12 protein-coding genes are annotated in these 13559 nt (G+C 70.1%); 9 read left to right on the forward strand and 3 right to left on the reverse strand.

Annotation, left to right across the window (positions count from 1 at the left end; all coding sequences use genetic code 11):
• Positions 1–253: 253 nt before the first annotated feature.
• Entirely contained in the window at positions 254–799 is a 546-nt protein-coding gene (locus AB0383_RS02015) for a PadR family transcriptional regulator (RefSeq protein WP_360606298.1), read from the forward strand.
• Positions 800–871: 72 nt separating this feature from the next.
• Positions 872–1960, forward strand: coding sequence for an inositol-3-phosphate synthase (locus tag AB0383_RS02020; RefSeq protein WP_285971412.1), 1089 nt, complete (start codon positions 872–874; stop codon positions 1958–1960).
• 56 nt (positions 1961–2016) lie between these two features.
• Here the strand turns inward: AB0383_RS02020 and AB0383_RS02025 are convergent, their stop codons facing one another.
• A complete protein-coding gene (locus AB0383_RS02025; protein WP_366184536.1) occupies positions 2017–2658 on the reverse strand; it encodes an HAD family phosphatase in 642 nt (213 codons plus the stop codon).
• Positions 2659–2723: 65 nt separating this feature from the next.
• Between AB0383_RS02025 and AB0383_RS02030 the strand changes: the two genes are divergently transcribed.
• The 6 genes from AB0383_RS02030 (at position 2724) to AB0383_RS02055 (ending at position 10567) form a co-directional block, all read left to right on the forward strand.
• The gene (locus tag AB0383_RS02030) at positions 2724–3230 is read left to right on the forward strand and encodes a MarR family transcriptional regulator (RefSeq protein ID WP_366184538.1); all 507 of its coding nucleotides are present in this window, start codon (positions 2724–2726) and stop codon (positions 3228–3230) included.
• A complete protein-coding gene (locus AB0383_RS02035; RefSeq protein ID WP_364169229.1) occupies positions 3220–4440 on the forward strand; it encodes an MFS transporter in 1221 nt (406 codons plus the stop codon). The genes AB0383_RS02030 and AB0383_RS02035 overlap by 11 nt, the downstream gene beginning before the upstream one ends.
• A gap of 92 nt (positions 4441–4532) precedes the next feature.
• Positions 4533–6605 carry a PhoX family phosphatase gene (locus AB0383_RS02040; protein WP_366184541.1) on the forward strand — a complete coding sequence of 691 codons (2073 nt, stop codon included), beginning with the start codon at positions 4533–4535 and terminating at the stop codon, positions 6603–6605.
• Between the two features lie 56 nt (positions 6606–6661).
• A complete protein-coding gene (locus tag AB0383_RS02045; protein WP_366184543.1) occupies positions 6662–8113 on the forward strand; it encodes an SdrD B-like domain-containing protein in 1452 nt (483 codons plus the stop codon).
• An 88-nt stretch (positions 8114–8201) separates the two neighbouring features.
• Positions 8202–9872 carry a hypothetical protein gene (locus AB0383_RS02050; RefSeq protein WP_366184545.1) on the forward strand — a complete coding sequence of 557 codons (1671 nt, stop codon included), beginning with the start codon at positions 8202–8204 and terminating at the stop codon, positions 9870–9872.
• A 17-nt stretch (positions 9873–9889) separates the two neighbouring features.
• A complete protein-coding gene (locus AB0383_RS02055; protein WP_364169240.1) occupies positions 9890–10567 on the forward strand; it encodes an SDR family oxidoreductase in 678 nt (225 codons plus the stop codon).
• A gap of 13 nt (positions 10568–10580) precedes the next feature.
• Here the strand turns inward: AB0383_RS02055 and AB0383_RS02060 are convergent, their stop codons facing one another.
• A complete protein-coding gene (locus AB0383_RS02060; protein WP_366184548.1) occupies positions 10581–11888 on the reverse strand; it encodes an amidohydrolase in 1308 nt (435 codons plus the stop codon).
• A 34-nt stretch (positions 11889–11922) separates the two neighbouring features.
• On the reverse strand, positions 11923–12402 hold the full coding sequence (locus AB0383_RS02065) for a hypothetical protein (protein ID WP_366184550.1): 480 nt from the start codon (positions 12400–12402) through the stop codon (positions 11923–11925).
• 141 nt (positions 12403–12543) lie between these two features.
• Here AB0383_RS02065 and AB0383_RS02070 point away from each other — a divergent pair, with 141 nt between their 5' ends.
• A complete protein-coding gene (locus AB0383_RS02070; protein WP_364169247.1) occupies positions 12544–13557 on the forward strand; it encodes a CHRD domain-containing protein in 1014 nt (337 codons plus the stop codon).
• Positions 13558–13559 lie beyond the last annotated feature (2 nt).

Raw genomic sequence — 13559 nt, forward strand, 5'->3', positions numbered from 1 at the left:
GGGCTCTTCCTGTGTGTGCAGTGCCCCCTGCGGGAGGCCACCCAGGGCGACCATTCGGACACGCCGGAAATTCGATAACTCTCTGGTGACGTTCGCCCTGGTCTGGCCACTTCCGGGGGTTACTTCCGCCACTTCGATGTATCGGCGCGATATAGTTGCCGAGTAGGTTGACGGAGGCGGTCGCGCCAGTAGGTCCCACCAGCCACTGGGGCAACGGCGGCTGCTGCGGTTTGTTCCCGTGAGGGGGTGCGGTGTGCTCGAACTCGCGATCCTCGGGTTGCTGCACGAAGCCCCCATGCACGGGTACGTGCTGCGCAAGCGTTTGCACGAGACGCTCGGGATGTTCCGGGCGTTCTCGTACGGCTCGCTGTACCCGACCCTGCGTCGGTTGCTGCGGGCGGGATTCCTCGTCGAGGAGCTCGACGAAGCGGACGACCGGGCCTGGTCCCGGCGCGGCCGCCGCGTCTACAAGCTCACCGCCGAGGGCAAGGAGCGGTTCGCCGAACTGCTCGGTGACGCGGGTCCGCAGACCTGGGACGACGAAGGGTTCGGCGTCCACCTGGCGTTCTTCTCGCGGACACCGGCCGACGTCAGGATGCGGATCCTGGAGGGCCGGCGGCGTCGCGTGGAAGAGCGTCGCGAGGGTTTGCGCGAGGCGCTGGCCAGGGCCGAGGAGAGGATCGACCGCTACACCCGCGAGCTGCACCGGCTGGGACTCGAGTCGAGCGAGCGGGAGGTGCGCTGGCTCAACGAGCTGATCGCGCACGAACAAGCCGAGCAGCGTGGCCCGCAGGAGTGAGGGCGCGCCGCTCGGGCCGCAACGTCGCGGCCAGACCTGCAGATGAAGTAACGGATTGAAGGAGAAACCGGCATGGGCGAGAACCGCCGCGTTCGGGTGGCCATCGTGGGCGTCGGCAACTGCGCCTCCTCGCTGGTCCAGGGTGTGCAGTACTACCGCGACGCGGATCCCGGCACGCGCGTGCCCGGTTTGATGCACGTCCAGTTCGGCGAGTACCACGTCAGCGACATCGACTTCGTCGCCGCGTTCGACGTCGACGCCAAGAAGGTCGGCCACGACCTGTCCGAGGCGATCTTCTCGAGCGAGAACAACACGATCAAGATCGCCGACGTGCCGCCGCTCGGCGTGCCGGTGCAGCGCGGGCACACCTACGACGGGCTCGGGCGGTTCTACCGCGAGACCATCTCGGAGTCGGACGAGGCGCCCGTCGACATCGTCGGCGCGCTGCGCGACGCGAAGGTCGACGTGCTCGTCTCCTACCTCCCCGTGGGCTCCGAAGAGGCCGACAAGTTCTACGCGCAGGCCGCGATCGACGCCAACGTGGCGTTCGTGAACGCGCTGCCCGTGTTCATCGCGTCCGACCCGGTGTGGGCCAAGAAGTTCGAAGACGCCGGCGTGCCGATCGTCGGTGACGACATCAAGTCGCAGGTCGGCGCGACGATCACGCACCGCGTGCTGGCGAAGCTCTTCGAAGACCGCGGCGTGCAGCTCGACCGCACGATGCAGCTCAACGTGGGCGGGAACATGGACTTCCTGAACATGAAGGAGCTCGAGCGCCTCGAGTCGAAGAAGATCTCGAAGACCCAGTCGGTGACCTCGCAGGTCGACCGCGAGCTCGGCAAGGGCAACGTCCACATCGGACCGTCGGACTACGTGCAGTGGCTCGACGACCGCAAGTGGGCCTACGTGCGCCTCGAGGGCCGCGCGTTCGGCGATGTGCCGCTGAACCTGGAGTACAAGCTCGAGGTGTGGGACTCCCCCAACTCCGCCGGCATCATCATCGACGCCGTGCGTGCCGCGAAGATCGCGAAGGACCGCGGCATCGGCGGGCCGATCCTGTCGGCGTCGTCCTATTTCATGAAGTCGCCGCCGGAGCAGTACGACGACTCCACCGCGCGCGACGCGGTCGACAAGTTCATCCGCGGCGAGCTGGAGCGCTGACGCGTTTCTCGCCGGCAGAAGGGCTCCTCGGTGTTCCGGGGAGCCCTTCTCGGCGTCTAGAGTCCCAACGCCGCCGGGAGTTCGTTGATGTCGCGCACCACGGCGGTGGCCTGCTTCAGCACGGCCGGGTCCGGCGGGAAGTGCGGGTTCGGCACCGCGTACACGGCCATCTTCGCCGCCAGCGCGGCTTTCAGCCCGTTGGTCGAGTCCTCCACGGCGGCGCACTGCTCGGCCGGCACGTTCAACAGCTTCGCCGCGCGCAGGTAGACGTCGGGCGCCGGTTTGCCGGCACCGACCTCCTCGCTCGACACGGCGACGGGCACCAGCGACGTGAGGTCGCACGCCTGCAGGAACGCCTGGATCAGCACCGGCGGCGACGAGCTCGCGATCGCCACCGGGTAGCGGCGGGCGACGGCGCGGACCACGTCGGGCGCGCCGTCGATCACGGGCGGTCCCGAGGCGTAGCGCTGCGCCATCCGGTCGATCACGGTCCGCGCGATCTCGTCGGGCGTCAGCTGCGCGCCGAGCGTGCCGACCAGGTAGGCAGCCCACTCGGGGGTGCTCATCCCTTGCTGTTCTCTGGTCGATTCGGGTAACCAGGTACCGCCGTGCTCCGCGACCACCGCGCGGCGCACCTCGTCCCAAGTTTTTTCCGAATCCACCAGCACGCCGTCGAGGTCGAAGATCACCGCGTCCATGGCTGCAGCCTAGTCTGTGAGGCGAATTACTTCGCTACCCTAACTAAATTTGTTAGCCTGGCTAAGTGACTTCCCCGATCGTCGACCTCGCGCACCGGCTCCGGCCAGTCGTGTTCCGGCTGTACTACCTGGTGCGCCGTGAAACCCCGCAGCTGCTGACGCTCACGCAGGGGTCTGTGCTGGCCGAGCTCGTGGGCGGCGGTCCGAGCCGGATGAGCCGGCTCGCGCAGCTCGAAGGCGTGCGGATGCCGTCGATGACCGACGTCGTCGGCCGGCTGGAGCGCCTCGGCATGGTGAGCCGCCGCCCCGATCCGGACGACGGCCGGGCCGTGCTCGTGGAAGCCACCGAGGCGGGCGAGCGCTTCTACGCCGAACTGCTGGCGGCGCGGGAGGCGCAGCTGCGCGAGCGGCTCATCGTGCTCGACGACGCCGAACGCGCCGCGATCGACGCCGCGTTGCCCGCTCTCACGAAGTTGATCAGCGATTTCCACAGTGATGCACCGAAGGCTGACCAACCCAAGAGGGAGTTACCCGAAAACCCGGAGGAGGAACTGATCAGCGATGAGCGCTGAGCACCACTCGAGCCTGCTGGACGCGATCAAGGGCCAGCCCAAGCAAGTGTGGATCACGGCGTTCGCCGCGGTCATCGCGTTCATGGGCATCGGCCTGGTCGACCCGATCCTGCTGTCGATCGCCAAGGGCCTGAACGCGTCACCGTCGCAGGTCACGCTGCTGTTCACGTCGTACCTCGGCGTGCAGGTGATCGCGATGCTGTTCACCGGTTCGATGTCCGCGCGCTTCGGCGCGAAGCGCACCGTGCTGGTCGGGCTGACGTTGATCGTCGCCGCGACCGCGCTGTGCGCCGCGGCCGGTTCGATCGAGCAGCTCGTGGGCCTGCGTGCGGTGTGGGGTCTCGGCAACGCGTTTTTCATCGCCACCGCGCTGTCGGTGATCGTCGGCGCCGCCACGGGCGGGCAGTCCGGCGCGATCCTGCTGTACGAGGCGGCGCTGGGTGTCGGGCTGTCCGTCGGCCCGCTGCTGGGCGCGCTGCTCGGCACGATCTCGTGGCGCGGCCCGTTCCTGGGCACGGCGGTGCTGATGGCCGGCGCGCTCGTGCTGTGCTCAGTGTTCCTGAAGAGCGATTCGCACGAGAAGCGCGAGCCGATCAAGCTGCTCGACCCGATCCGCGCGTTGAAGCACCCCGGTCTGTTGCGGACTTCGGTCGCGTCGGCGCTGTACACGGCGGCGTTCTTCGCGGTGCTGGCCTGGTCGCCGTTCGTGCTGGGCTGGAGCGCGATCGCCGTCGGGCTGATCTTCTGCGGATGGGGCCTGTGCGTGGCGGTGGCCGGCGTCGCGTTGGCGCCGAAGCTCGCCGCGCGGTTCGGCGAACGGCACGCGGCCGCGCTCGCCGTGGTCGGCTACACCGTGCTGATGCTGGTGCTGGCCGTGCCGAACAAGACGGTCGTGGTCATCGGCATCGTGCTCTCGGGGTTGGTTTCGGGGCTGCTGAACACGCTGTTCACGGGCACCGCGATGTCGATCAGCAACGCGCCGCGCCCGGTTGCCAGCGCGGGCTACAACTTCTGCCGGTGGCTCGGCGGCGCCGTCGCGGCCACGCTCGTGGGGCACGTCGCCGACTGGCTGGGCTGGGAGCAGGGGCCGTTCGTGATCGCGGCCGCGCTGTGCGTCATCGCCGCGGTGCTGCTGTCGTTGCGGGAGAAGAAAACCGACCCGCACGAGGTGCCCAAGGAAGCCGCGTTGGTGGGCGAAGAGGAACTCTGAACCCACGTCGAATACATCTATTGTTCACCTGAAGATTCGATTTGGCCGAATATGGTCGCTTTGTTCCCTTACTGAAGCGACCTGGAGGCCCTGTGTCCACGGAACGCGGGCGGCTGCTGCCCCTGTTCGCCACTCACCCCGGCGGACGTTCTCCCCTGACCTGCGAATACCGCTGTGGCAACGCGTGCGCGCACGAAGCGCCGAACCCCTCGGGCAACGAGTACTTCGGTGACGTTGCGAAGGGTGTCTCTCGGCGTGGCGTGTTCAAGGCCGGTGCCGTGATGGCCGCGGCGGCCGGCGGGTTCGCCGCGCTGCCCGGCACGGCGGCCGCGGCTCCCGCGCACGGCGGCGGTCATCCGCGTCCGGTGCCGGGCACCGACTTCGACGCCGTGGCGCCCAACAAGCTCGACCGCGTGAGCATCCCCGAAGGGTACGACCAGCACGTGGTCATCCGCTGGGGAGACGCCGTGGTGCCGGGTGCTCCGGAGTTCGACTTCCGCGCGCAGACCGCGGCCGCGCAGGCCAAGCAGTTCGGTTACAACAACGACTTCGTCGGCCTGTTCCCGCAGGATTCCCTGGGGCTGCGCAACTTGCTCGTGGTCAACCACGAGTACACCACCGAGGTGCACCTGTTCCCGGCCGACCAGTACGACCCGGCCAACCCGACCGAGGAGCAGGTGAAGATCGCGTGGGCGGCCCACGGCCTGTCCGTGGTCCAGACGCTGCGCGACCCGATCGGCGGCGGGCTGCGCACCGTGCCCAGCCCGCTGAACCGCCGCATCACGCTCGACACGATCTTCGAGGTTCGCGGCCCGGCGGCCGGTTCGAAGTACCTCAAGACGTCGGCCGACCCGTCGGGCAAACGCGTGCGCGGCACGCAGAACAACTGCTCCGGCGGCGTCACGCCTTGGGGCACCGTGCTTTCCGGTGAGGAGAACTTCCACCAGTACTTCGCCAACGCCGACAAGGTGACCGACCCGGCGCAGGCCGCGCGGCTCAAGCGGTACGTGATCGGCACCGGCGAGAGCACGCGCAAGTGGGAACGCTTCGACAAGCGCTGGGACGTGCCACGCGAGCCCAACGAGCCCAACCGCTTCGGCTGGGTCGTGGAGATCGACCCGAACGACCCGCACGCCGCGCCGGTCAAGCACACCGCGCTCGGGCGGTTCAAACACGAGGCCGCCAACGTGAAGATCACCGCCGACGGCCGCGTCGCCGTGTACTCCGGTGACGACGAGCGCTTCGAGTACATCTACAAGTTCGTGTCGAAGGGCAAGTGCAAGAAGGGCACGTCCACCCTGGCCCGCCGCCACAACTCGGCACTGCTGGACGACGGCACGCTCTACGTCGCGAAGTTCACCGGCGACAGCCCGGCCGCGGAGATCGACGGCACCGGAAAGCTCCCGGAAGACGGCGAGTTCGACGGCGCCGGCGAGTGGATCCCGCTGGCGAGCGGCAACGAGTCGTTTGTGGACGGATTTACCGCCGAGGAGGTGTACGTCTTCACGCGCCAGGCCGCCGACAAGGCGGGCGCCACGAAGATGGACCGGCCCGAGGACATCGAGCCCAACCCCGTGAACGGCCGGATCTACGCGGCGCTGACCAACAACACCGACCGCGGAGCGGCCGGCAAGGCGGGCGTCGACGAGGCGAATCCGCGGGTCGGCAACAAAAACGGCCACGTGCTCGAGTGGGAAGAAGCGCGCGGCGACTCGGCGTCGACGCGGTTCGCCTGGCGCCTGCTGCTGGTCTGCGGCGACCCGGCCACGGCCGACACCTACTTCGGCGGCTTCCCGAAGAGTCAGGTCAGCCCGATCTCGTGTCCGGACAACGTCGCGTTCGACCCCCACGGCAACCTGTGGATCGCCACCGACGGCAACACGCTCGGCGCCAACGACGGCCTGTTCTCCGTGCCCGTGTCGGGTCCGGAACGCGGGCACGTGAAGCAGTTCCTGTCCGTGCCGATCGGTGCGGAGACGTGCGGGCCGGTCGTCACCGACCACCTGGTGCTCGTGGCCGTGCAGCACCCGGGTGAGAACGCGGTGAGCTCGGCGAACCCGTCGTCGCACTGGCCCGACGGCGGCACCTCGCAGCCGCGCCCGGCCATCGTTTCGGTGTGGCGGAAGGGCCGGTTCGGGCTCGCCGGCCGCATCGGCGTGCGGTAACTCTTTGGAGTGGCTTCCACTGCGCCGAACCCGTGCGGAGTAATAGCTTCGGTTGGGTGAGGCGGGCAGGAAAAGTCGCGATCGGACGTTCGGCGGGCGCGTCGGCCTGCACCCTGGTGCTGGCCGGTGCGCTCGTCGTCGTCCTCCCGGGTTCCGCGCCGGCGGCCGACACCCCGGCGTGTGGCGGAGTGGCCCCCAACCCGAGCGTGGAGCAGGCGAACGCGCCCGGCGGAGCGCCGGCGGGCTACGTGTTCACGCCTGCCGCGCCCGTGCCGCGCAGCACGCCGGCGGACAAGGTGCCGAAGCTCGTCACCGACGCCGCGCACGCGTCCGACGGCAAGCTCAACGCGCAGATTCAGACGCCCGACGGCCGCGTCAGCTCCGCTACCCAGACCCTTCCCGCGGCGCCGGGCGGCATCTACACGCTCTCGGCGGCGACGGGTTCCGTCGGCTCGGCGCTGGCCGACCGCGCCAACGCCCAGTCGACCGGCCTGCGCTTCACCGATTCCGCCGGGCGCACGCTGCTGGAGAAATCGCAGAACGTCACGCACGACGTGCAGTCCGACGGCAAGCTCGCGCGCCAGGACTTCCCCGCGCAGACGGCGCCGGACAAGTCCACGTCGGTGGTGTTCTTCGCGACCACCAACCGCAACTGGGTGATGTGGGACTGTGTGGACCTGCGGCTCGCCGCGTACACGGTGAAGCTGGAGGTGCAGAACCCCGCGACCGGCGAGTGGGGGCCGTCGGCCACGATCCCCGCCGGCGAGACCGCGCACTACCGCACGACCGTCACGAACTCGGGCTCGCAGCCGCTGACCGGCGTACTGCTGAAGGACTCGTGGTGCTCGTCGCTGCCGCCCGCGTTCGGCCTGGCACCCGGCGCCTCGAACGCCGTGCCCTGCGACCACCCGAACCTGGCGGAGAACGACACCGGCCACGTGAACAAGGTGCGGATCACCGGCGTCACTTCGCCGAGCGGCGCGCTGACCGACCAGTCGGCCACGGCGGCGATCACCGTGACGCCGCTGCCGTTGATCGACAAGATCGGCGACCGCGTGTGGCGCGACACCGACCGCAACGGTCTGCAGGACGACGGCGAGCCCGGCGTCGCCGACATTCCCGTGACGCTCAAGGACGGTGCCGGCGGCACGCTGGCCACCACGAAAACCGCGGCCGACGGCTCGTACCTGTTCGACAAGCGCAAGGACGGGACCTACCAGGTCTGCTTCGACATGTCGCACCTGCCGGACGGGCTCACCGTGACGCGGCAGGCCGCCGGCGACGCGGCGCGCGACTCCGACGTCGACCCGGCCACGGGTTGCACGGCGGGGTTCACCCTCGGCGGGACGACGCACGAGAACCTCAACGCGGACCTGGGGTTGGCACCGCCGCCCCCGCCGCCTCCAGCGCCGGCCCCTACATCCAGCACGACTCCGCCACCGCCTTCGGAAACCCCGGCACCCACGGAAACCCCGGCCCCTTCGGCGAGCCCGGCACCCACGCACTGAAACAATCACGGCATCGCTGCGATCAGCGCCGCGAGCCACCCGTACCCCCGGATGCGAGACTGGGAAAAGACCACCGGGGAGAGGGGCCATGACCACAGCCACCACCGCCACGACGAAATCCGTGGCGGCACCCACGCCGTGGCTCAAGTCCCCCACCACCTGGCTGACCTTCGCGACGCTGGCGCTCTACGCGTACCTCTCGTGGCGCCGCCGCTGGATGTCGGACGACGGGTTGCTCGTCCTTCGCACGGTCCGGCAGATCCTCGCCGGTCACGGGCCCGTGTTCAACGTCGGCGAGCGGGTCGAGGCCAGCACCAGCCCGTTGTGGACCTGGCTCCTGGCCGCGCTTGGGACGATCCCGGGCCCAGCGCTGGAGTGGCTGTCGGTCGTCACCGGCCTGATCTGCGCCGTCGGCGGGCTGTTCTTCGCGATGGACGGCGCCCGCCGCCTCTACGACAGCCCGGTCGTCCCGGCAGGGGCGCTGATCGTGTGCGCGCTGCCGCCGTTCCGGGACTTCGCGACGTCCGGCCTCGAAACCGGGCTGGCGATGCTCTGGATCGGCCTGACGTGGTGGCTGCTCGTGCGCGGCAAGGCGCCCAAGGCCACGGCGTTCGTCATCGGACTCGGGGTGCTGGTGCGGCCTGATCTGGCGTTGTTCAGCATCATCGCGTTCGCCGCGCTGGCCTTGCTGCGGCGGCCGAGCCTGCGGACCGGGTTCGGCTGGCTGGGCGTCGGAATCGCGTTGCCGGCGGCGTACCAGGTCTTCCGCATGGGTTACTACGGCCTGCTCGTGCCGAACACCGCGATGGCCAAGGAAGCGGGCACGAGCAACTGGTCACGCGGGTTCGACTACCTGCTCGACCTCGTCGACCCGTACTACCTCTGGCTGCCGATCCCGATGCTGGCGGTCGCGGCGTTCCTGAGCCGGAAGTCGCGGATCCTCACGCTCGCGCCGGTGGCGGGCGCGGTGCTGCTGGCCGCGTACGTGGTGCGCGTCGGCGGCGACTTCATGCACGGCCGGATGCTGCTGCCCGCGTTGTTCGCGCTGCTCCTGCCGGTGATGGCGGTGCCGCTGACGCGCAAGACGTTCGCGCTGCTGGCGGGCGTCGCCGTCTGGTCGGTGGCCGCGGCCGGGTGGCTGCGCGTGCCGTACGCGAACGATCACGCCGCTGTCGGCGTCACCGACGAGCGCGCGTACTGGTCGTGGGTAACCGGGCACGAGCACCCGGTGCTGGCGTCGGACTTCCTGGGCGAGCCGGTGATGCGCACGGCCGTCGAGGTCACCGACGCGACGCGCGCACCGGCCGTGCTCGTGTACAGCTACGGGGAAAAGCGCTGGTACACGTTCCCGACGGACCGCCCGTACGTCACGCTCGCGGCCGACAGCATGGGCGCGATCAGCAACCTGGTGTCGCTCGACGTGCGCGTCCACGACGGCTACGGCCTCGCCAGCGACCTCGGCTCGCACTCCACGTCGATCCCCGGCGGGCGGCCTGGGCACTCGAAGTGGCTCACGGCCGCGTGGGAGATCGCCGACGCCGGCCACGGCGACGTCGCGACCGACGGGCGGATGCACGTCTTCACCCCGGCGGAGATCGAAGCCGCCCGCCAAGCGCTGCGCTGCCAGGGCGAGCAGGACGTGCTCACCTCGACGCGCAGCCCGTTGACCTTCGGTCGGTTTGTCGACAATTTCGCGGGATCTTTCACCCGCACGGGCATCCGGTTCGACCGCGACCCCCGCGTCGCGGCGTCCTGCTGACGCTTACGGTGGATCGCATGACCGATCTTCCGCTCGCCCTGGTCACCGGTGCCTCGCGTGGCATCGGCGCCGCCGTCGCCCACCAGCTCGCCCCGACGCACCGCCTGCTCCTCGGCGGCCGCGACGAGGCCGCGCTCGAGAAGGTGGCCGCCGAGCTGCCGGGCGCCGAGCCGTGGCGTGTTGACCTCACGGACGACGCTTCGCTGGCGGCCGCCGCCGCGCAGATCGAGCGACTCGACGTCCTCGTGCACTCCGCCGGCGCCGCCCGTCTCGGCACGATCGCCGAAGGGTCGGCCGAAGACTGGCGCGTGAACTACGAGGTCAACGTGGTCGCCGTCGCCGAGCTCACGCGCCTGCTGCTGCCCGCTCTGCGCGCCGCCCACGGCCACGTCGTCGTGATCAACTCCGGCTCCGGCCGTACGGCCCGCGCGGGCTGGGGCGCTTACGCCGCATCGAAGTTCGCCGCCCGCGCCTTCGCCGACGCGCTGCGCGACGAAGAGCCGGACCTGCGCGTCACCACCGTCTACCCGGGCCGCACCGACACCGACATGCAACGCGCCGTCATCGCCCACGAGGGCGGCGAGTACGACCCGGCGCGCTTCCTCCGCCCGGACTCCGTGGCGACGGCGGTGCTCACCGCGGTGAGCGCGAGCCCGGAAGCGCACCTGACGGAAGTGATCCTCCGCCCTCGCTGAGGGCGCTGACGCTTCAGCCGCGCAGGCGGGCCGCGGTGTCGGCGACGGACGCCTGGATCTTCGCGCGGTCCACGCGCGTCGGCTCCGCGTCGGCGACGACCTGCTCGCCGGCGACCCACACGTCGCGGACGCGGCGGGAACCCGCGGCCCACACGAGGTTGGACAGCAGCTGCTCGTCGGGCACGTCCAGGCCGGCGGCGAAGGCCGGGTCGTCGAGGTCGACGTGGACGAGGTCGGCCCAGCGGCCCGGCTCCAGGGCGCCGATGTCGGTGCGGCCCAACGCGTCGGCGCCGCCGCGGGTGGCCATGACGAAGACGTCGGCGGCGGTCAGGACCGTGGAGTCGTCGTTGGCGAGGCGGGCGAGCATGGCCGTGAGCTGGAGCTCTTCCCACAGGTCGATGTCGTCGTTGGACGCGGGGCCGTCGGTGCCGAGGCCGACGGCGACGCCGGCCGCGCGCAGGTCCTTGATGCGGGCGATGCCGGACGCGAGCTTCGCGTTCGAGCCCGGGCAGTGGGCCACGCCGACGCCGCGGGCGGCGAAGAGCGCGATGTCCTCGTCGGACAGGTGGATGGAGTGCGCGGCGAGGGTGCGGCCGGCGAACACGCCGAGCGAATCGAGCAGCGCCGGCACCGAGCCGTACTCCTTGCGTTGGATCAGGTCCTCGTTCGCAGCCTCCGCCACGTGGATCTGCACCAGCGCGCCGCGCGCGGCCGCCGATTCCGCGGTGGCGCGCAACCCCTCAGGGTTGAGCATGTACGCGGAGTGCGGGCCGTAGCCCAGCTCGACCCGGTCGCCGGGACCGAAGCGCAGGCCGTCGGTGTCGATCCAGCGATCGATGGCCGCCAGCGACGTGCGCCAGTCCAGGCCCGGCAGCTCGATCACCGGCGGCGCCACGAGCACGCGCCCGCCGGTGGTGAGCACCGCGTCCACGAGCTGCTCGCCCTCGAAGTACATCTCCGCGCTGGTCGTGACGCCGTGGCGCAGCATCTCCACGGAGCCCAGCAGCATGCCGGTGCGCACGTCCTCGGGCCGCAGTTTCGCCTCGGTCGGCCAGATGATCTCGCGCAGCCACCGCAGCAGCGGCAGGTCGCCACCCATGCCGCGCAGCAGCGTCATGGGGCTGTGCGCGTGGGTGTTCACCAGGCCGGGCAGCAGGATCCCGCCGAGCCGTGTCACCTCGCCGGTGAACTCGGGTGCCTCGGCGACCGGGCCCACGAACGTGATCCGGCCGCTGTCGTCGACGTCCACGACGGCGTCGCGCAGCAGCGAGCAGGCGGGATCGGCGGGCAGGACAACGGGCGCGTGGAAACGGTGTGACATGCGGAGATAGTACGGGCGTCCCAGACGCCTGTGGTCAGGGTGTCTTCTTGATCAGCTTGCCGTCGGCGCTCACGGCGAACCAGAGGTTGTCCACGCCCTGGCCGTCGACGTCACCCGGACCCTGGTCGCCGACGTAGTAGTACAGCGGCCACTTCCCGTACTTCGCCTGCTCGACGCCCGGCGTCCGTTCGGTCGCCGTCAGCAATTTCTGATCCGCGCCCGCGCCCGCGTGGAAATCCTTGTCACCGGTCAGCGCGGGCCAGGTGGCGAGGCAATCGTCGCCACACGTGCTGGTGCCCGAAATGTCATCGGCGAAGGCATAAAGGGTCCTTCCCGAGGAGTCGGTGAGAATGGGGCCGAGGCCGGACTGGCCGATTTTCACCTCACCCGACGACGCCGGGGAGGCCGGTGACGAACCTTCGGGAGCGGAAGCAGATCCGCTGGTCGCGGTGCTTCCGCAGGCAGCGAGGGTGCCGAGCAGGGCGGCACCGGCCAGGACGATCGAGACACGCATGAGAACTCCTCCACCGATTCACGTCGAATTCGGGACGAGACACGGCGGGCGCAGCGAAACGGTTCAACCGAATTTTCCTCTGAACCGCCCACCGCTGGATTCCGTGTCGGCTGCGGAATCCGACGTGAAAGGACGAACCTGATGCGAGCACGAATCGCGGCACTGGCCGCCATGACCGCCGGCCTCGGCCTGCTCGGCGCTGTCACCGCCACCGCCAGCCCGATGCCCGGCACCCCGACCACGCCCGACATGCCGGGCATGAACATGGACATGCCCGGGATGGACATGTCCGGCCAGGGCGCTTCGACCCCGGCCAAGGCGCCGGCCAGCCTGTCCACGGCCATCCAGCGCTCCCAGCAGAAGCCGATCTTCCTGCAGGCCAAGCTCACCGGCGCCAACGAGGTCCCGGTGGCCGGCAAGCCCGCCGTCGGCGACCCGAAGGGCAGCGCCACCGGCATCGTCGAGGTGCAAGGCAACAAGGTCACCTACGCGTTCTCGTGGAAGGGCATCAGCGCGCCCACCCTCGGCCACATCCACGAGGGCAAAGCCGGCGTGAACGGCGACGTGAAGGTGCCGCTCTTCGGCACTGCGATGCCCGCCACCGTGACCGCGGCCGCCGGCACCGCCACGATCACGGACCAGGCCACGGCCGACGGCCTGCGCAAGAACCCGTCGAACTTCTACCTCAACCTGCACACCGACAAGTTCCCCGGCGGCGCCGTGCGCGGCCAGCTCACGCCGCTGCGCTCGTCGGTCGACATGCTGAAGCTGCTGCAGGGCGGTGGCCTGCACGCGTTCATGTCCGGCAACCAGGAGGTCAAGGCCGCTCCGGGTGAGCCGAAGGCCGGTGACCCGAAGGCCAACGCCGTCGCGTTCGTCCGCCCGACCGGCACGCAGGTGCAGTTCTCCTTCGCGTGGTTCGGTTTCCAGCCGACGCTCGCCCACATCCACAAGGGCACCTTCGGCAAGAACGGCGCCGTGGTGGTTCCCCTCATCGGCACGACCGTGCCCGCGGGCGTGTTCGCCGTGTCCGGTACCGCGACGGGCCTCGACTCGGCCCTGGTGAAGGACATCGCCCGCCACCCGCTGTCGTACTACGCGAACCTGCACGACGCCGCCTTCCCGGGTGGCGCCGCGCGTGGCCAGCTTTTCTGAGC

It is taken from the genome of Amycolatopsis sp. NPDC051373 (assembly GCF_040689465.1).
Classification (GTDB): Bacteria; Actinomycetota; Actinomycetes; order Mycobacteriales; family Pseudonocardiaceae; genus Amycolatopsis.

Bases quoted from the DNA above. Each gene is read 5' to 3' on its own strand.
- AB0383_RS02020 (WP_285971412.1), top strand. From the start codon at position 872: ATGGGCGAGAACCGCCGCGTTCGGGTGGCCATCGTGGGCGTCGGCAAC.
- AB0383_RS02025 (WP_366184536.1), bottom strand. From the start codon at position 2,658: ATGGACGCGGTGATCTTCGACCTCGACGGCGTGCTGGTGGATTCGGAA.
- AB0383_RS02035 (WP_364169229.1), top strand. From the start codon at position 3,220: ATGAGCGCTGAGCACCACTCGAGCCTGCTGGACGCGATCAAGGGCCAG.
- AB0383_RS02050 (WP_366184545.1), top strand. From the start codon at position 8,202: ATGACCACAGCCACCACCGCCACGACGAAATCCGTGGCGGCACCCACG.
- AB0383_RS02055 (WP_364169240.1), top strand. From the start codon at position 9,890: ATGACCGATCTTCCGCTCGCCCTGGTCACCGGTGCCTCGCGTGGCATC.
- AB0383_RS02060 (WP_366184548.1), bottom strand. From the start codon at position 11,888: ATGTCACACCGTTTCCACGCGCCCGTTGTCCTGCCCGCCGATCCCGCC.
- AB0383_RS02065 (WP_366184550.1), bottom strand. From the start codon at position 12,402: ATGCGTGTCTCGATCGTCCTGGCCGGTGCCGCCCTGCTCGGCACCCTC.
- AB0383_RS02070 (WP_364169247.1), top strand. From the start codon at position 12,544: ATGCGAGCACGAATCGCGGCACTGGCCGCCATGACCGCCGGCCTCGGC.